Origin of the sequence: Quadrisphaera sp. INWT6 (assembly GCF_015390235.1) — a bacterium.
GTDB lineage: Bacteria > Actinomycetota > Actinomycetes > Actinomycetales > Quadrisphaeraceae > Quadrisphaera.
Genome location: NZ_VUOH01000001.1, coordinates 198,719 through 216,511, shown reverse-complemented (window position 1 = coordinate 216,511; position 17,793 = coordinate 198,719). Strand labels below are relative to the sequence as shown.

The following is a 17,793-nucleotide window of genomic DNA, read 5'->3' as shown; positions in this document are numbered from 1 at the left end:
GGCCGTCGGTCCTCACCCGGTCGGGTGAGGACCGGAGCCGCGCGGCCGGTCGTGGCGGGTCAGTACGCTCCGCGGCTCCGGAGGACGGCCCCGACCGTCTTCCACATGATCATGAAGTCGTACGCGAACGACCAGTTCTCGACGTACCGCAGGTCCAGGCGCAGCGACTCGTCCCAGTCGAGGTCGGAGCGCCCGTTGATCTGCCACAGGCCCGTCAGGCCGGGCTTGACGATGAGCTTGCGGCGCGCGTCGTCGCCGTAGACGGCCACCTCGCGCGCCAGCGGCGGGCGCGGGCCCACCAGCGACATGTCACCGCGCAGCACGTTGAGCAGCTGGGGCAGCTCGTCGAGGGAGAGCCGGCGGAGCACGGCGCCGACGCGGGTGACGCGCGGGTCGTGCCTCATCTTGAACAGGACGGCGTTGCCCTGGCTGGAGCCCGCGAGCGCCTGGAGGCGGGCCTCGGCGTCGACCACCATGCTGCGGAACTTCAGCATGGTGAAGCTGCGGCCCTCCAGGCCCACCCGCTCCTGGCGGAACAGGACGGGACCGGGCGAGTCCAGCCGCACCGCGAGCGCGGTCCCGAGCAGGACCGGGGCGAGGAGCAGCAGGGCGAGCGCCGCGCCGGCCCTGTCGACGGTGCCCTTGGCGACGCGCCGGGCGCCGGTGAGCTCGGGGCGCTCCAGGTGCAGCAGCGGCAGGCCGCAGACGGGCCGGATGGCGACGCGCGGGCCGACGACCTCGGTGACGGCCGGGGCGAGGTAGAGGGCCGCGTGGGTCTCCTCCAGCGCCCAGCCCAGGCGGCGCAGGAAGGCGCCGTCGACCTCGGGGGTGGGCAGGACGGCGACGGCGTCGACGCCCTCGCGCAGCGCGACGGCGGCGGTCTCGTCGAGGTCTCCGAGGACGGGGACGCCGAGGGCCGCCAGGCCCTCGAGCGAGGCCCGGCGCACGGGGGGCGGGACGCTGGCCGCGTCGGGCAGGCAGACGCCGGCGACGCGCATGCCGTGGTAGCTGGCGCTGCTCATCTGGCGCACCATCGCGACGACGCCCTCGTGGTGGCCGGCGACCACGACGGACTGCATGTGCAGGCCCTGACCGCGCTCGGCGTGCAGGCGCTGGCGCACCAGGTAGCGCAGGACGAGCAGCGCCACGGTGCCGGCGGGCACGGCGAAGAGCACGTAACCGCGGGCGATGTCGAGCTGGAAGGCCCACGAGGTGGTGGCGACGACGGCCAGCGTGAAGACGCTGGCGCGCACGACCCGGTCGTACTCCTCGCTCCCCAGGCCCAGGAAGCGGCTCTCGTAGGCGCGGTTGGCGAAGAGGGCGGCGAACCACACGGCGGGCAGGCCGACCAGCATCAGCAGGTCGCTGAGGGGGTCGGTCTCCACGCGGCCGAAGCGCACCAGGTAGGCCGCGACCGTGGACAGCGCCACCGCGACGGCGTCGCCCGCGACGACGCGGCGCAGGTTGGTGGTGGTCCAGTGGCTGCGGGGCGGGGGCACCCGGCGCAGGCGGCCCGGCGGCTCCGCGCGCAGCGGCACGACCGCCGCTGCCGCGGGGCGCGGCGCGGGGACGGCGGTGGTCATGGGGCTCCTCGAGGAAGGTCGTGCCGAGGCGGCAGGGGGGCCGCGCGGCGCGGTCGCCACGGTGGGGGGACGGCCGTCAGCGAGCTGCTGGTCCTAGATCACGCACGGGCGGCGGCCCGGTGAAGGCATCCACCCGCCGTTCACCCCGCCGCGTCATCCGTTCAGGGGCATGCCGTCACGCTGCGTCACCGTGAGTCCCAGGCGCACCGGGGCGGGGTCGGAGCGCCCGTCGAGGCGGCGCTCCGGCTCGGCGTCGTCCCCGGCGGCGCGCGCCTGCGCGCGGGCGGCCGCCCGGCGCTCGTGCAGCTGGCTGATCCTGTCGGCCCGGGAGATCGCGCGGCCGAGGACGGCGGCGGCGGCGAGGCTGGCCACCAGCCAGCCCCCCAGGGCGATGAGGGTGAGCGGCACGTCGTCCTCCGGCTGGTCTGCGGCTGGTCTGCTGCCGCCGGGGGGCTGCACCCCGGGGCCCTGCGCTGCCGGGCGCGGCGCAGGCCGCCCCGACGCCCGTCCATCGGCAGGTCGGTGCGCCGACCTGAGCCCCGGGACGCCGGACGCGCGGGCCACCACCCGTCCGGCGCAGCCCCGGCCCCGGTGAGCGCGGCCGCCGGGCGGCCCCCGCAGGGCATGATGGCGAGGTGAGCCGCACCCGCATGACCGGCGCGGAGCGGCGCGAGCAGCTCCTCGACGTCGGGCGCGTCCTGTTCGCGGAGAAGGGCTTCGACGGCACGAGCGTCGAGGAGGTCGCCGCCCGCGCGCGCGTCTCCAAGCCCGTGGTCTACGAGCACTTCGGCGGCAAGGAGGGGCTCTACGCCGTCATCGTCGACCGCGAGGTGCGGGCCCTGCTGAGCGCGCTGAGCTCGGCGCTCACGGTCCGCGCTCACCCCAAGGTGCTCCTGGAGCGCACCACGCTGGCGCTGCTGGGGTACGTCGAGACCAGCACCGACGGCTTCCGCATCCTGGTGCGCGACTCCCCCGTCGCGCAGACCACGGGCACCTTCGCGAGCCTGCTGGGAGACGTCGCCACGCAGGTCGAGGACATGCTGGAGGCCGAGTTCACGCGGCTCGGCCTGGAGGGCGGGGCGGCGCCGATGTACGCCCAGATGCTGGTCGGCATGGTCGCCCTGACCGGGCAGTGGTGGCTCGGCTCGCGCCAGCCCGACAAGGCCGTGGTGGCCGCGCACATCGTCAACCTGGCGTGGAACGGGCTCTCCGGCCTGGACCCGCACCCGCGGCTCACCCCGCACGCCGGCTGAGCCGCCGTGGAGCGCGAGCAGGTGGGCGGCGGAGTCGACGGGGGCGGGGTCGTGCCCGACGAGGTCGACCGGCTCGTCGCGGCGTGGGAGCGGGAGCGCCCCGGCCTCGACGCGGCCCCGCTCCAGGTGCTCTCGCGCGTCTCGCGGCTGGCCCACCACCTCGACCGGGCCCGCGCCGACGCCTTCGCCGCCACCGCGCTGGTGCTGTGGGAGTTCGACGTGCTCGCGGCGCTGCGCCGCGCCGGGGCCCCGCACGAGCTGTCGCCGTCGGCGCTGGCGGCCGCCACGCTGGTGACCAGCGGCACCATGACCACCCGCCTCGACAGGCTCACCGCGCGCGGCCTGGTGGAGCGGCGGCCCGACCCGGCCGACCGCCGCGGGGTGATCGTCAGGCTGACCGCCGGGGGCGTCGAGAAGGTCGACGCGGCCCTGGCCGACCTGCTCGCCCGCGAGCGCGGCCTGCTGGAGGTGCTGGGCCCCGGCGAGGGCGAGCAGCTCGCGGCGCTGCTGCGGCGCCTGCTCGCCGCCTTCGAGGGCTGAGCCCGGTCGGCGCCGCGGAGGACGGCCGGGGGGACGCGCCCAGGCTCATCGCCCATCATGGGTGGGGAGCACGACGACTCCCCTGGAAGGACGCCGCGGATGAGCCACCCGACCGATGGGCCCTCGGACGGCCTGCTGGACCTGGGCGGGCCGGTGAGCGGTGCGGGCGACCGGACGCCGCCGCCGGGGCTCGACCTCACCCCCGCTCCCCCGGTGGCCCCCGTGCCCGACGAGCAGGCGGAGGGGATGGTCCCCCTCGACCCGGCCACCCGCGCAGCCCTGGCCGAGCGCGCCCGCGCCTTCGTGGCCGACCTCGCCGGGCAGGACCCGCGCAGCCCGGAGTTCCAGCGCCGCATCGACGACGTCGTCAGGATGGGCGAGCGCGAGGTGCGCGCGTCGTCCGCGGTGCCGAACCGCATGCTGCAGCGCCCCTCCACGAGCCCCGCGGGCGCCGCGCGGTCGGCGGGGTCGGGCCCCGCCGCCGACGCCCAGACGCAGGTGGCGAGCACCCTCGCCGAGCTGCGCCGCACCGTCACCGAGCTCGACCCGGGCCGTGCCGACCTCAAGGGGCCCAAGAAGCTGCTGGGCCTGATCCCCACCCGCGCCCAGCGGCAGGTGACGGGCTACTTCGAGCGGTACCAGGACGCCCAGAGCCAGCTCGACGCGATCATCCGGGCGCTGGCCAGCGGCCAGGACGCGCTGCGCCGCGACAACGCCGCCATCGAGCAGGAGAAGCAGGACCTGTGGGCGACCATGGGCAAGCTCACCGAGTACGTCACCCTGGCCCGCGCGCTCGACACCGCCACGGAGGAGAAGGTGGCCGAGCTGCGCGCCACCGACCCGCGCGCCGCGGAGGCCCTCACCGCCGACGCGCTCTTCCCCATCCGGCAGCGCCACCAGGACCTGCTGACCCAGCTCACCGTCAGCGCTCAGGGCTACCTCGCGCTCGACCTGGTGCGCCGCAACAACGTCGAGCTGGTCAAGGGCGTGGACCGGGCGCAGACGACGACGGTCTCGGCGCTGCGCACCGCCGTCGTCGTGGCGCAGGCCCTGTCGCAGCAGCAGCTCGTGCTCGACCAGGTCAGCGCCCTCAACGCCACGACCAGCTCCACCATCGAGTCGACGTCGCGGCTGCTGCGCCAGCAGACGGCGCAGGTGCACGAGCAGGCGGCGAGCGCCACGGTCGACGTCGAGGTGCTCCAGCGCGCCTTCGACGAGGTGTTCGCCACGATGGACGCCATCGACACCTTCAAGCAGCAGGCGGTGGTCAACCTCGCCACCACGGTCGACGCCCTCGAGGGCCAGATGCGGCGCTCCCGCTCCTACATCGCTCGCGTGCGCGATGCCGACGCGCGCGAGGGCGGCGACCACGGCGGGCCGCCGAGGGTCGAAGGCCGGCCGTGACCTCGCCCCCTGGCGGCCCTGACCGCACGGCCGGCCCCGCCGGCCCGGCCGAGCAGCCCACCGAGCGCTCCGCCGAGCGGCCGGCGGTCGTGGCGCGCCGGGTCGGGCAGGACGTCACCCGGCAGGTGGGCCGGCACGTGACGACGGCGGCCCGCCGCCAGGGGTGGCGGGCCCGCACCTCGGCGTGGCTCCTCCTGCCCGTGGCGGGCCTGCCGTGGGTCGGCTTCGGGTACATCGCCTGGAAGGGCCGCCGGCCGGCCTGGGCGGGGGCCGCCGCGCTGCACCTCGGGGTCTCCGCCGGAGCGGTGACCGCGCTGCTGTCCGGGGAGTGGTGGACGGTGCTCGGCGTGCTCGCCGCCGGCGGCGGCTGGGGCGCCGGGGTGGTCCACGGCCTGAGCGCCAACCCCCGGTGGCTGCGCCTCCAGGCCGAGCGCGCGCCGTCGCCGTCGGCCCCCTGGCTCCCGCCGCTGGCCGGTCCGGCCGGAGCGGACGGCTCTGGTGCCGGCGCCCGGCGGCTCAGCGGGCCCGGCGCGCCGACCGACCCCGCCGAGCGCGCCGCGCTGGGCCAGCAGGAGGCCGCTGCGGCGCTGGAGGTCGCCGTGCGCGCCGGCACCGCCCTGCCGCCGGCCGCGCTGCCGCTGGTCCGGCAGGTGCACGACGCCGCGCTCCCGCTGCTCGCCCGCGGCGCGGGCCGTGGCGCTCCCCTGCCCGCGCTCGACCTGTACGAGGTGGAGACCGTGGTCGGCGAGCACCTGCCCGCGGCCCTCGCCCAGTACCTCGTGCTCCCGCCCGGCTACCCGCCCCCCTCGGGCGCCGCCGACGCCCCCTCCCCCGCCGAGTCGCTGCTGGCCCAGCTGCGCTCCCTGGTGGAGCTGCTGGCCGAGGTGACCGAGCGCGTCCACGAGCACGACGCCCGCCAGCTGCGCGTGCAGGCCACCTTCCTCGGCGACAAGGTCCGCCGGTCAGACCTGGAGCTTTGAGGGGCAGCCGTGAGCAAGGACGACAGGGACGACGAGAGCGCCGCTCGCGACGAGGCGCGCGACATCGAGCGCTACGACCTCGACGAGCGCGCGCTGACGCCGCTCGGCCTCGAGCTCCCCCGGGTGGGCTTCGTGCCCGACGTCGTGGTCAACATCGGGCGGTTCGTCTGGCTGGGGCTGTGGATCGCCCTCTTCCCCGCTGGTCAGACGGCGCTGGCGCTGGTGCTGATGTTCGGGTGGATCGCGGCGAACGGCGCGTACGAGAAGCACCGCAAGGCGCTCCGGCGCGAGCGCAAACGGCAGATCACGCAGCAGATCGCCGCGCGGCAGCTCGACGCGGGCCCCGGGAACCCCGAGGGCGCGGGAACCGGCGGAGCCGCCGGTGCCGCAGGGGCGGTCCCGGCGGCGCTGAGCAGCGCCGCCGCCGCGCCGTCGTCGCCCGCGCCTCCCGCGACCCCGGCGAGCCCCGCCGAGAAGGCGCTGGTGCGGACCCTGCGGCGCGTGGAGACTTCTGAGCGCTTCGAGCGGCGCGACGCGGTGCTGGTGGGCGAGCTGGCCGACGTCCTCTTCCCGCTGCTGGCCAAGGTGGCCGAGCCCGGCGCCGACCCCCTGGTGCGTCGCGACGTCGAGACCATCGCCAGCGACCACCTGCCCGACAGCGTCGACGCCTACCTCGCGCTACCCGCCGAGCACGCGAGGACCCACCGCAACTCCGCGGGTCGCACGCCGCTGGAGGAGCTGCGGGTCCAGCTCGACCTGCTCCTCACCGGCTGCGAGCAGCTGCAGGAGGCCGTGCTGCGCTCCGACGTCTCGCGCCAGCAGGCGCAGTCGCGCTTCCTCGAGGAGAAATTCCGCCCGAGCGGCCTCGACCTCTGACGGCCGCTAGGACGCCGACGCGGCGTCCGTTCGGCTCGCGGCGGGCCGAGGACGGTGCGCTCCCAAGGCAGCGCCGAGGACGAGCAGGGTCCACCCCAGAACGTACGTGGGCAGGTAGTACATGAAGTAGCTCGCCGGTGCCGCGACGAAGACGAGCAGCGCCTGCGCCAGCAGCAGCCCGGAGACGCTCGCCCACCACCAGCGGCGACGCAGAACGGTCACCACCAGCCCCCCGGCGAGCAGCAGCAGCACGGGGATCGCCGTCCACACGAGCGGAGCCAGCGGACCGGGGCGTCCGTCGGAGTCCACCAGCAGCAGGCCGCGGACCACCGAGGCGCGGAGGTCCCGGTCCCACGGCCTGGGGACGTCGCCCTGCGCCTCCGAGGTCGCCACCCGCTCGACGTGGTCGGGGCGCGGCACGTCGGTGTAGGTGGAGGCTCCGTAGACCTGCGCCAGGTGGCCGTCGAGGGCGTTCGTCGCGGCGAAGGTCTGCCACCGCGCTCGCAGGAAGGCCCCGGGGTTGTCCAGGACCAGCCGCGCGTAGGCCGCCTCGTAGCGGCCGGTCTCCGCTGCGGCGTCCGGCCTGACGGCTCCCAGCCAGTAGGCGGTGACGTCTGTGGCGTTGGGGTTCGCGCGGACGACGTCGAGGTCGACGGCGCTGTCGAGGTCCGCGAGCGTCCCGGCCAGGTCGTCTCCGCGCAGCGGCTCCTGGAGCATCACCGACAGCGGGTTGATGGAGGCGGTGTAGCGGTACTGCGGGTCCTCGGTGGTGTCGGCCAGCCAGAAGACCAGGCCGAGCGCGGTCGCGCCCGCGGCCAGCGCCGCCACCGCCCGCCACCGCCGCGGCCCCGTGCCGCGGAGCGACCGGTGCGCGCCCAGCCGGAGGACCAGGTACGGCACCGCGGCGAGCCAGAGGAAGCCCTCGGTCCGCCAGGTCGCCAGCACCGCCACGCCCGTCAGGAGCAGGGCGAGCTCGACGTGGGGGTGGCGCACCGCGTCGGGGCGCAACCGCTGGACCACCATGCGCAGCAGGACGGCCAGGGCGAGGTAGGAGTACGTGGTCAGGCGCAGCGGGTACAGGTTGTTCAGGAGGACGGGAGGGCTGAGCAGGAGCAGGGTGACGACGACCACCGGCCAGCGCCGGCGGCACAGCTCCCAGGTCCACGCCATCAGCGAGCCGCCGACGACGCTGGCGAGCACCACCTGGAAGACGACGACGACCGCGCCGCTCGGGACGAGGTCGGTCAGCGTGCTGAACAGCAGCGGGGTCAGCGACGACTGCCACGAGGGGAAGATCCGGTCGCGCACGTTCTCGACGGCGAAGTACTCGTCCCAGAGCCAGTACCCGGGCCAGGTGTTCAGGAGCACCACGAGGTTCACCGCGAGCAGCCCCCCGCTGGCGAGCAGCCAGGTGCGAGCGTGCTGCTCTCCACGGCGCACGCGCTGCGCCCACGCGACCGCGCCGGCGACCAGCAGGCCGGCGAGCGAGACGGCCAGCAGGCGCCCCACGGTGAACAGCACGCGGTCGACCGGCTTCTGCCCCGAAGGAGCTGACCACCCGGCGGTCAGAGGCAGGACGACAGCGGCCACGAGCACGGCGACGACGACCCCGGCCGCCACGGCCGCGGACGGTCGCCGGCCCCCCCGCGTCACGCGTCGACCCGCCACCGCGCCCTGTACCCCCACCTGGCGAGGGTGGACCACGGGCGCACGATCCGCCAGGGCCCGTCGACAGGCGCCGGGCTCCGCTGCTCCTCCGGTCCGGGAGGGGTGGCGGTGGTCATCCGGCGGCCTCGGCGGCCTCCAGCCACTCCTCCTCGAGCGCCTCCTTCTCGGAGAGCAGCTCGCGCAGCTCGGCGTCGAGCTTGGCCGCCGCGGCGTAGTCGGCAGCGCTGGCCGCGAGCGCGTCGTGGAGCTTCGCCTCCCGCTCCGTGAGCTTGGCGAGCTGCCGCTCCAGGCGCGCGACCTCCTTGCGGGCTGCCCGCACGTCGGCGGCCGAGGCCCCCGGAGCGGCGCTGTTCTGGCGCGGAGCCGCAAGATCGTCGCGGGAGGGGGTGCTCACGGAGCCGGAGCCGGTGGCGGCGGCGCCTGCGTGGCGCAGCGCCAGGTACTCCTCGACGCCCCCCGGGAGGTCGCGGATCGCGCCGTCGCCCAGCAGGGCCACCTGCCGGTCGGTGGTGCGCTCCAGCAGGTACCGGTCGTGGCTGACCACCACGAGCGTGCCCGCGAAGCCGTCGAGGACGTCCTCGACGGCGGCGAGGGTGTCGGTGTCGAGGTCGTTGGTGGGCTCGTCGAGCAGCAGCAGGTTGGGGCCGCGCACCAGCAGGCGCGCCAGCTGCAGGCGGCGGCGCTCGCCACCGGACAGGTCGCGCACGTGCGTCCACGCCCGGGCGGCCGGGAATCCGAGCCGCTCAACGACGGAGGAGGCCGTGAGCTCCTTGCCGGTGGCCACGTCGAGCACGCTGGTGGCCTCGCGCTCGACGGTCTCCAGCACGCGCTGGTCGGCGACGGCGTCGAGCTCGCGCAGGTCCTGGCTGAGCACGCCCGTCACCACGGTCTTGCCCAGCTTCACGCGGCCGGCGTCGGGCTGCACCTGCTGGAGCAGCAGCCTGAGCAGCGTCGTCTTGCCGGAGCCGTTGACGCCGACGATGCCGATGCGGTCACCGGGGCCGAGGCGCCAGGTGACGTCGTCTAGGAGCACGCGGCGCTCCTCGCCCTCACCCACGGCCAGGGACGCGCCCTCGACGTCGACGACGTCCTTGCCCAGCCGCGCGGTGGCGGTGCGCGAGAGGGCGAACGCGTCGCGCGGCGGCGGCTCGGCGGCGATGAGCGCGTTGGCCGCCTCGATGCGGAAGCGGGGCTTGCTGGTGCGGGCCGGTGCGCCGCGGCGCAGCCACGCGAGCTCCTTGCGCAGCAGGTTGTCGCGGCGCTCGGCGGTCACCGAGGCGATGCGGGCGCGCTCGGCGCGGGCCAGCACGTACGCCGCGTACCCGCCGTCGTAGGCGTCGACGACGCCGTCGTGCACCTCCCACGTCCGCTCGACCACCGCGTCGAGGAACCACCGGTCGTGGGTGACGACGACGAGGGCGCCCTGCGTGGGCTGCCACCGGGTGCGCAGGTGCTCGGCGAGCCACGCCACGCCCTCGACGTCGAGGTGGTTGGTGGGCTCGTCGAGGAGGAGCACGTCGTCGTCGCCGGCCATGAGGCGCGCCAGTGCCACGCGGCGGCGCTGGCCACCGGAGAGCTGCCCCACGAGCGCGTCGGCGCCCCCGGGGGCCGCGGCGGGTCCCTCGAGCATGTCGCCGAGCAGGCCGTCGAGCACGGAGCGGATGCGCGCGTCGGACGCCCAGACGTGGTCGGGCACGTCACCGACCACGGCGCGGCGCACCGTGTGGGCCGGGTTGAGGTCGTCGGTCTGCGACAGGACGCCGATCGTCGTGCCCCGGCTGCGGGTGGCCCGGCCGGCGTCGAGCGCCTGGGTGCCGGCGAGCACGCGCAGCAGCGTCGACTTGCCGTCGCCGTTGCGGCCGACGACGCCGGTGCGGGCGCCGTCGTCGAGACCGAGGGAGACGCCGTCGAGCACGGTGCGGGCGCCGTGGACGACGGTCGCGCCCTCGAGGTTCAGCAGGTGGGCCACGCCCCCATCCTCCCCGGCGCGGGGAGCGCTCCAGGACGGGCGGGTCAGCGACCGGCCAGCGACCGGTCAGCGGATGGTGTCGATCGGCCCGGTCGGCGGGGTGTTCGAGGGGTGGAACGGCGAGGTGGGCACCGGGTCGACCTGGCGGGCGCCGTGCACGGGCCCCGTCACGCGGCGCACGTCGGAGGCGAGGCCCGAGGCCGTCAGCGCCACCGCCAGCTCCAGCGCTGCGGACCTGTCGCGCACGAGCACCGCGACGGTGGGCCCGGACCCGGAGACCAGGCCGCCGAGCGCGTCGTGGTCGCGGCCCAGGTCGAGCACCCGCTGCAGCGAGGGCCGCAGGGAACAGGCCGCGGCCTGCAGGTCGTTGACCAGCGCCGGCCCCAGGGCCGCCGCGTCACCGGCGCGCAGCGCCTGGGCGAGCGGGGCGGGGACGTCGGGGTCGAGGGCCTCGGCGGGCGCACCGGCGGCCACCAGGCGGTCGCGCTCCCGGTAGACGGCCGGGGTGGAGAGGCCCTCGTCGGCCAGCGCCAGCACCCAGTGGAACTCGCCGCGGCCGAGCACGGGGGTGAGCCGGTCACCGCGGCCGAGGCCGAGGGCCGTGCCGCCCACGAGGGCGAAGGGGACGTCGGCGCCGAGCTCGGCGCCCATCTCGACCAGCTCCTCGCGGGTGGCGCCGGTGCCCCAGAGCAGGTCGCAGGCCAGCAGGGCGGCGGCGGCGTCGGCCGAGCCACCGCCCATGCCCCCGGCGACGGGAGCGGTCTTGCGGATCGACAGGGCGACGTCGGCGGGGACGCCCGCGCGCTCGGCGAGCAGCAGCGCGGCCCGGACGGCGAGGTTGGAGGAGTCCAGCGGGGTGGAGGCGGCGCCCGTGCCGCGCACCGAGACCGTCACGCCGGAGACGCCGTCACGCGGGAGGGTGGCGCTGACCTCCTCGAACACCGAGACGGCCTGGTACACGCTGACCACGTCGTGGTACCCGTCGTCCTCGAGGGCCCCGACGCGCAGCGCGAGGTTGATCTTCGCCGGCGCCCGGACGACGACCCGCTCCCCCGGCAGCGTCACGCGCCGCACACTACGGGACGGACCGGGCCGTCGGCGCCGCCAGGTCGGTGGGTCAGGCCCCGGGGGCCTGGCGGCCAGCGGCGGCCAATCGCGCGAAGCCCTCGACGTCGAGCCGCTCCCCGCGCAGCGCCGGGTCGATCCCGGCCGCGCGCAGCGCCTCCTCGGCGGCCGCGGGCGATCCGGCCCAACCGGCGAGCGCGGCCCGCAGCGTCTTGCGGCGCTGCCCGAAGGCGGCGTCGACGGCGGCGAAGACCTCCTCGCGGCTGGCCGTGGTGGTCGGGGGCTCGCGCCGCTCCAGCCGCACGAGCGCGCTGTCGACGTTCGGCACCGGCCAGAACACCTGCCGGCCCACCGACCCCGCCATCGAGGCCCGCGCGTACCAGGCGGCCTTGACGCTCGGGACGCCGTAGACCTTGCTGCCGGGGCCCGCAGCGAGCCGCTCGGCCACCTCGGTCTGGACCATGACGAGCACGGTCTCCAGCGAGGGCAGGCGCTCCAGCAGCGTCAGCAGCACGGGGACGGCGACGTTGTAGGGCAGGTTCGCGACCAGCTTGGTCGGGGCGCCGGCCGCGGCACCCGCCGCTCCGGCCAGCGCCGGCAGCTCGGTGACGTCCAGCGCGTCGGCACGGACCACCCGCAGGTGCGCCTCGAGCCCGCCGTCGGGGTCGTGGGCGAGGTCGGGACGGCGGGCGGCCACCGTCACCGGCAGCTCGGTGGCGAGGCGCTGGTCGATCTCGACGGCGACGACGCGCGCCCCCGCCGCCAGCAGCGCGAGCGTCAGCGACCCCAGCCCCGGGCCGACCTCGAGGACCACGCCTCCGGGGCGCACCCCCGCCTTGGCGGCGATCCGGCGGACGGTGCCGCCGTCGTGCACGAAGTTCTGCCCGAGGGACTTGGTCGGGCGCACGCCGAGACGGCCCGCCAGGGCCCGCACGTCGGCGGGGCCCAGCAGGCCGTCATCAGCAGCTGAGGTGTCCAGGGGGTCGAGGCTAGACGATCGAGGAGCGGTCAGCGCAGGCCGAGCTTGCGGGTGCAGGACGGCCAGGCGCCCCACCCCTGCGCGGCCTGGACCTTCTGGGCCACGGCGATCTGCTGCTCGCGGGAGGCGCTGCTCGCCGACCCGGCGCCGCCGTAGGCGCGCCAGGTGCTCTGCGAGAACTGCAGGCCGCCGTAGTAGCCGTTGCCGGTGTTGATCGACCAGTTGCCGCCGGACTCGCACTTGGCGATCGCATCCCACACGGAGCCACCGGCCACCGAGGGAGCGGCGGCCGCGGCCGGCTTCTCCTTGGTGCCCTTGAGCTGGACCTGGGTCACGGGCTGCGCGGTCACCGCGGAGCCGACCTCGGTCTTGGAGGTCTGCTGGCCGTCCGCGGTGACGACCTCGAAGGTCGTCTGCTTCGTGCCGGCGACGCCCTTGGTGGTCACCTTGGTCTCGCCCTCGTAGAGGTCCGCGGAGTCGGTGCTCTGCGTCTCGAAGGGGATGTCGGAGTCCTCGGTGACCGTGCTCTTCACGACGCGCACGACCTGGACGGCGGAGCCGTCGGTCACGGCGGCGTGGAGGGCGACGGACGTCGTGTCGTCGGCGCCGAGGGTGACGCCGGCGGCCTGGAGGACCTCGGCGTAGGTGGCGCTCGTGCTGGTGACGGGGAAGACGCCGCCGTCGACGGTCACGTCGACGGTCTTGGGCGTGGTCACCGTGAGGGCCATGCCGTCGCGGCCGAGGGGCTCGGAGCGGGAGGCGGAGACCGCTGCGCCCTCGGCGCGGACGTCGAGGTCGGCGAGCGCGTCGCCCACGGTCAGGGCGGTGGTCCAGCGCGTCTCGGTCTGGCCGTCGACGGTGAGGGTGATGGGCCGGGCGTGGCGGACGACGATCGTGTCGCCGTCGCTCACCTTCGAGTGCTCCGGCAGGGAGAGCTGGTCCTTGTCACCGAGCTCGACGTCCGCGGCGGCGAGGGCCGCGTCGACCGTGGTGCCGAACATGCGGACCTGCTCGGTCTGGCCGTCGACGTCCAGGTGGACGGTGGTGTCGTTGTGGGCCCACGCGGCGGTGCCGGCGACGAGGGCGGTGACGATGACGGCCTGGCCCGCGATGCGGGTGACGCGGCCGGACGGGGTGAGGCGCACGAGGTCCCTAGCTTCGGTGTCCCCGGGCAGAGGAACCGGACGGCGCTCACGGGCGGCAGCCGGGCGGCGAGGTGCACGCGCCGGCGGCTCAGCTCGGCGGCGCCCGTGGTGGCTGGGAAGCGGGGCGTGCTCGGTGCTGGAGTCGTCGTCCGGGTGGTGTCCCATCCCGGCTGTCGACTCTGGACGGTAGGCGGAGACGTCCGGAACGTCCATCCTCCGGCGTCGCTGCCGAGGAACGTTGACGGACTCTTTACCTTCCCACGCCCCTTCAGGGGCGCACCCGGGGGGAAGGGTGACGGTCGGTGTGGACATCACCACTCACCGTAGAGAAGGTCACTGCTCCGGCTCAGGATTTCCACAAGGTGTGTTTCGTCGTGTCGCCCCGCCTCCGCGATCGCCCGGACGGTGAGAGGCACGAGGTGGCTCGCGTTCGTGCGTCCGCGGAAGGGGACGGGGGTCAGGTAGGGGGCGTCGGTCTCCACCTGGAGCAGCTCCACCGGGACCGCCACCACCGCCTCCCGCAGGGCGTGGTTGCTCTTGAACGTCACCGTCCCCGCGACGCTCAGGTACCAGCCGTGCTCGGCGCACGTGCGCGCCAGCTCGAGGCCGCCGGAGAAGCAGTGGAAGACCGTGCGCTCCGGGGCCCCCTCGGCCAGGAGGACGTCGACGACGTCGTCGTGCGCGTCGCGGTCGTGGATCTGGAGCGTGCTCCTGGTGCGCTTGGCGATGTCGATGTGCGCGGCGAAGGAGTCGAGCTGGGCGCGCCTCGCGGCCGCGTCACCCCAGTCGGTGCGGAAGGAGTCGAGCCCGGTCTCCCCCACCACGCGGATCCGGTCGTTGGTGGTGACCAGCCGCTCCACCTCGGCGAGCGCGGCGTCGAGCTCGCCTCGCCGCGCCAGCTCGGGGGCCTCGTTGGGGTGCACCGCGACGCCACCGAGCAGCTGCGGCCAACGCCGCACCGCCCGGTCAGTCCAGGCGCGGGCCGCCGCGTCGCAGCCGATCTGCACCGCTCTCGGCACCCCCGCCGCGGCGGCGGCCGGCAGGAGCGCGTCGACGACGTCGTCGTCGAGGTGGTCGAGGTGGGTGTGGTCGTCGACGACACCCAGCCCTCCCGCGCCCAGGGCCAGTGGCTCCGGCAGCGGCGGGTACCCCTCGGGCGCCCTGGTGTGCTCATGCGCTCCAGCCACCCGCTCACCCTGCCAGGGGGCTGCGCCACGGCCTCCGCCAGCACCTACCGCCGCCGTGGCCCCACCGGCGCCGAGGTGGCCCGGTGGCGACTCGCGATGGGGCTAGAAGGGAGAGAAAGGGGCCACCAGAGCCACGGGGCCGTCCGGGCCCGCTCATGCGTCACCAGCGCAGACCCGCCCGGCGGAGCTCTGCGACGACCTCACGGACGACGGCGGCCGGGGTCGCTCATCACCTCTCGGGTGGTGACCACCACCGAGGTCCACCCGTGGCGCCGCGTCACCCGGTCCCGGACCCGGACGTCGCGGTCTCGCTGGGCGTCCTGGGAGTGGTGGGGGCCATCGACCTCGACGGCGACGCGCAGTGACTCCCACTGCAGGTCGGGCCACACCTCGGCGCGCCCCTCGCGCGGGATCGGAGCCGCGAAGTGGCTCGGCTCGGGCACCCCCGCCTTGATGAGGAGTAACCGGAGCCGCGTCTCGACCGGGGAGCAGACCTCGTACCTGACGAAGCGGAGGATCCGGCTGGCCCGGGCTCGCAGCTCCACCGGCAGCCGCCCCACCGCAGCGACCACCGGAGCCCGGTCGCCCTGGAGCCTGCGCAGCACCCCGTCCCCGAGCGCGATGCCGCTCTCGTCGTCCAGCTCGGCGCAGCGGATGGCCCAGAGGTCCTCGACGCAGGGCACCCGCACCCCACCCACAGCTCTCAACGGCGTGTTCGGGTGGAGGCGTTGCGGGCTCACCACCAGGCCCTTCGCACGCGGCGGCTGGATCCCAGGGAGCACCGCGACCACCACGTCCGAGTCCATCGGAGCCCGAGCACCGAAGGGCACCGGGAGCCGGTGCAGGTCAACGGCATCGTCACCGACGACGACGCTGCCGGCGGGTGCGACCAGCAGCGCGCACCTGGCACGCATCGCGGGGTTCCAGCCAAGGGCCCGACTGACACGGACGCCGAAGAAGGGAGCGCGGAGGTCGGACGAGCGGAGGCGCTTGCGGGTGACGCCGAGCTCACGCGCCTCCGCGACGGTGAAGGGCCTGTTCTGCAGCTGCGCCGGCAAGGGCGTCCTGACGTGGGGCATCCGCGCACCGTCCCGCAGGTGAGCTCCGCGCTGTCGGGCCACGCAAGCTGGCTGTGGACAACCCCGGCATGGGGACCGAGGCCGCCGTCGTCCCGACGCGGGCCGCACCACCGCCCGCGTGGCCCCCTCACTGCCGGTGTGGCCCCTTCGACGTCCTCGATGGGGCCACACGGGCGTCCAAGGGGCGCGGAGTGCGGCGCCCCGGGGGTCAGGAGCCTCCGCGCAGGCGGGCCAGCTCCTCCTCGACCACGGACTCGTCGAGCTTGGTGAAGATCGGCGACGGCGGGGCGACCGGCGTCCCGGGCACGACGTCGCGGGGCGCCCAGGCGGGCGGCGCCGAGTAGTCGCCGGTGATGATGGGGTAGCCGGGGCCGCCGTCGAGGTCGTCGACCTCGGCGATGACCGGTATCGGCTGGAACTCGCCCTCGCCGCCGAGCGCGCGGTGCACCAGCGACGACGAGTGCGGCAGGAACGGGGAGAGCAGCGTGTTCAGGTCGACGACGGCCTGCGCCGCCACGTGCAGCACCGTCTCCATGCGCGCCGGGTCCGTCTTCTTGAGCTGCCAGGGCGCCTGCGCCGCCAGGTAGCGGTTGGCCTCGCCGGCCAGGCGCATCGCCTCGGTGATGGCGGCCTTCTGCCGGTGCCCCTGGATCAGCCCGCCCACGGTCGCGAAGCCGCCGCGGACGCTGGCGAGCAGCGCCTCGTCGTCGTCGGTCAGCGGTCCGGCGGTCGGGATCGAGCCCACGTTCTTGGCGATCATCGACGCCGTGCGGTTGACCAGGTTGCCCCAGGTGGAGACGAGCTCGTCGTTGGTGCGGCGGACGAAGGCCTCCCACGTGAAGTCGGAGTCCTGGTTCTCCGGCCCGGCCACCGCGATGTAGTAGCGCAGCGCGTCGGGCTGGTAGCGGGCGAGGAAGTCGCGCACGTAGATGACCACGCCGCGCGAGGAGGAGAACTTGCCGCCCTCCATCGTGAGGAACTCCGAGGAGACCACCTCGGTGGGCAGCTCCAGCGCCCCGTACTCACCGGGCGAGCCGCCGCGCGCCCCGCGGCCGTCGTAGCCGAGCAGCTCCGCGGGCCAGATCTGCGAGTGGAAGGTGATGTTGTCCTTGCCCATGAAGTACGCCGAGCGCGCCTCGGGGGTCGACCACCACTTCCGCCACGCCTCCGGGTCGCCGGAGCGGCGGGCCCACTCCACCGACGCCGACAGGTACCCGATGACGGCGTCGAACCAGACGTAGAGCCGCTTGTTCGGCTGGTCGCGCCAGCCGTCGAGCGGCACCGGGATGCCCCAGTCGATGTCGCGGGTCATGGCGCGGGGGGCGCACGTCATCGAGCAGGTTGAGGGAGAACTTCAGCACGTTGGGGCGCCACGCCCCGGCGTCGTCGCGCCCGTGCAGCCACTCCCCCAGGGCCTCCGCGAGCGCGGGCAGGTCGAGGAAGAAGTGCTGCGACTCGACGAACTGCGGGGTCTCGCCGTTGATGCGCGAGCGCGGGTCGACGAGGTCGACCGGGTCGAGCTGGTTGCCGCAGTTGTCGCACTGGTCGCCGCGGGCGGAGCCGTAGGAGCAGATGGGGCAGGTGCCCTCGATGTACCGGTCGGGCAGGGTGCGCCCGGTCGACGGCGAGATGGCGCCCATGGTGGTCTGCTCGACCATGTACCCATTGCGGTGCACGGTGGCGAAGAGCTCCTGCGCCACGGCGTAGTGGTTGCGCGTGGTGGTGCGGGTGAACAGGTCGTAGGACAGGCCGAGGGCGACGAGGTCCTCGACGATGATCCGGTTGTTCCTGTCGACCAGCTCCTGCGGCGTGACGCCCTCCGCCTCGGCCTGCACGAGGATCGGCGTGCCGTGCTCGTCGGTGCCCGAGACCATCAGCACGTCGTGTCCGGCCATCCGCATGTAGCGGCTGTAGACGTCGGAGGGCACGCCGAAACCGGCGACGTGGCCGATGTGGCGCGGGCCGTTGGCGTACGGCCAGGCGACGGCGGACAGGACGTGGGTCATGGCCCGAGCCTATTGACCCGGCCGACGGCCTCCGCAGACCGCGACACGCGGATGTCGCG

The 17,793-nt window shown here is 75.3% G+C and carries 14 protein-coding genes and 1 pseudogene; 5 read left to right on the top strand and 10 right to left on the bottom strand.

What is annotated here, in order from left to right; genetic code table 11:
* Positions 1–59: 59 nt before the first annotated feature.
* Both F1641_RS00915 and F1641_RS00910 read right to left on the bottom strand, forming a co-directional pair.
* Positions 60–1,583, bottom strand: a complete 1,524-nt coding sequence (locus tag F1641_RS00915) for a sugar transferase (RefSeq protein ID WP_194902624.1) — start codon at positions 1,581–1,583, stop codon at positions 60–62.
* 153 nt (positions 1,584–1,736) lie between these two features.
* The gene (locus F1641_RS00910) at positions 1,737–1,991 is read right to left on the bottom strand and encodes a hypothetical protein (RefSeq protein ID WP_194902623.1); all 255 of its coding nucleotides are present in this window, start codon (positions 1,989–1,991) and stop codon (positions 1,737–1,739) included.
* A 242-nt stretch (positions 1,992–2,233) separates the two neighbouring features.
* Here F1641_RS00910 and F1641_RS00905 point away from each other — a divergent pair, with 242 nt between their 5' ends.
* The 5 genes from F1641_RS00905 (at position 2,234) to F1641_RS00885 (ending at position 6,636) form a co-directional block, all read left to right on the top strand.
* Positions 2,234–2,836 carry a TetR/AcrR family transcriptional regulator gene (locus F1641_RS00905; RefSeq protein ID WP_194903261.1) on the top strand — a complete coding sequence of 201 codons (603 nt, stop codon included), beginning with the start codon at positions 2,234–2,236 and terminating at the stop codon, positions 2,834–2,836.
* 51 nt (positions 2,837–2,887) lie between these two features.
* Positions 2,888–3,376: a MarR family transcriptional regulator gene (locus F1641_RS22710; RefSeq protein ID WP_194903260.1), complete on the top strand. Its 489-nt coding sequence runs from the start codon at positions 2,888–2,890 to the stop codon at positions 3,374–3,376.
* A 99-nt stretch (positions 3,377–3,475) separates the two neighbouring features.
* The gene (locus F1641_RS00895) at positions 3,476–4,780 is read left to right on the top strand and encodes a toxic anion resistance protein (RefSeq protein WP_194902622.1); all 1,305 of its coding nucleotides are present in this window, start codon (positions 3,476–3,478) and stop codon (positions 4,778–4,780) included.
* Positions 4,777–5,760: a hypothetical protein gene (locus tag F1641_RS00890; RefSeq protein WP_194902621.1), complete on the top strand. Its 984-nt coding sequence runs from the start codon at positions 4,777–4,779 to the stop codon at positions 5,758–5,760. The genes F1641_RS00895 and F1641_RS00890 overlap by 4 nt, the downstream gene beginning before the upstream one ends.
* A gap of 9 nt (positions 5,761–5,769) precedes the next feature.
* Entirely contained in the window at positions 5,770–6,636 is an 867-nt protein-coding gene (locus F1641_RS00885; RefSeq protein ID WP_194902620.1) for a hypothetical protein, read from the top strand.
* Between the two features lie 6 nt (positions 6,637–6,642).
* Here the strand turns inward: F1641_RS00885 and F1641_RS00880 are convergent, their stop codons facing one another.
* The 8 genes and pseudogenes from F1641_RS00880 to metG all read right to left on the bottom strand — a co-directional run bounded on the left by F1641_RS00880 (position 6,643) and on the right by metG (position 17,734).
* The gene (locus tag F1641_RS00880; RefSeq protein ID WP_194902619.1) at positions 6,643–8,256 is read right to left on the bottom strand and encodes a hypothetical protein; all 1,614 of its coding nucleotides are present in this window, start codon (positions 8,254–8,256) and stop codon (positions 6,643–6,645) included.
* 160 nt (positions 8,257–8,416) lie between these two features.
* Positions 8,417–10,273, bottom strand: a complete 1,857-nt coding sequence (locus tag F1641_RS00875; RefSeq protein ID WP_194902618.1) for an ABC-F family ATP-binding cassette domain-containing protein — start codon at positions 10,271–10,273, stop codon at positions 8,417–8,419.
* A gap of 66 nt (positions 10,274–10,339) precedes the next feature.
* Positions 10,340–11,338 carry a 4-(cytidine 5'-diphospho)-2-C-methyl-D-erythritol kinase gene (locus tag F1641_RS00870; RefSeq protein ID WP_309225291.1) on the bottom strand — a complete coding sequence of 333 codons (999 nt, stop codon included), beginning with the start codon at positions 11,336–11,338 and terminating at the stop codon, positions 10,340–10,342.
* A gap of 52 nt (positions 11,339–11,390) precedes the next feature.
* Positions 11,391–12,317: a 16S rRNA (adenine(1518)-N(6)/adenine(1519)-N(6))-dimethyltransferase RsmA gene (gene rsmA, locus F1641_RS00865; protein WP_206690499.1), complete on the bottom strand. Its 927-nt coding sequence runs from the start codon at positions 12,315–12,317 to the stop codon at positions 11,391–11,393.
* 29 nt (positions 12,318–12,346) lie between these two features.
* Positions 12,347–13,462: a resuscitation-promoting factor gene (locus F1641_RS00860; RefSeq protein ID WP_194902616.1), complete on the bottom strand. Its 1,116-nt coding sequence runs from the start codon at positions 13,460–13,462 to the stop codon at positions 12,347–12,349.
* Between the two features lie 311 nt (positions 13,463–13,773).
* Positions 13,774–14,649, bottom strand: coding sequence for a TatD family hydrolase (locus F1641_RS00855; protein WP_194902615.1), 876 nt, complete (start codon positions 14,647–14,649; stop codon positions 13,774–13,776).
* 200 nt (positions 14,650–14,849) lie between these two features.
* Positions 14,850–15,389 carry a hypothetical protein gene (locus F1641_RS00850; RefSeq protein ID WP_194902614.1) on the bottom strand — a complete coding sequence of 180 codons (540 nt, stop codon included), beginning with the start codon at positions 15,387–15,389 and terminating at the stop codon, positions 14,850–14,852.
* A gap of 547 nt (positions 15,390–15,936) precedes the next feature.
* Positions 15,937–17,734, bottom strand: a pseudogene (metG, locus tag F1641_RS23625) (methionine--tRNA ligase).
* Between the last annotated feature and the right edge of the window lie 59 nt (positions 17,735–17,793).

Bases quoted from the DNA above. Each gene is read 5' to 3' on its own strand.
- F1641_RS00915 (WP_194902624.1), bottom strand. From the start codon at position 1,583: ATGACCACCGCCGTCCCCGCGCCGCGCCCCGCGGCAGCGGCGGTCGTG.
- F1641_RS00905 (WP_194903261.1), top strand. From the start codon at position 2,234: ATGACCGGCGCGGAGCGGCGCGAGCAGCTCCTCGACGTCGGGCGCGTC.
- F1641_RS00895 (WP_194902622.1), top strand. From the start codon at position 3,476: ATGAGCCACCCGACCGATGGGCCCTCGGACGGCCTGCTGGACCTGGGC.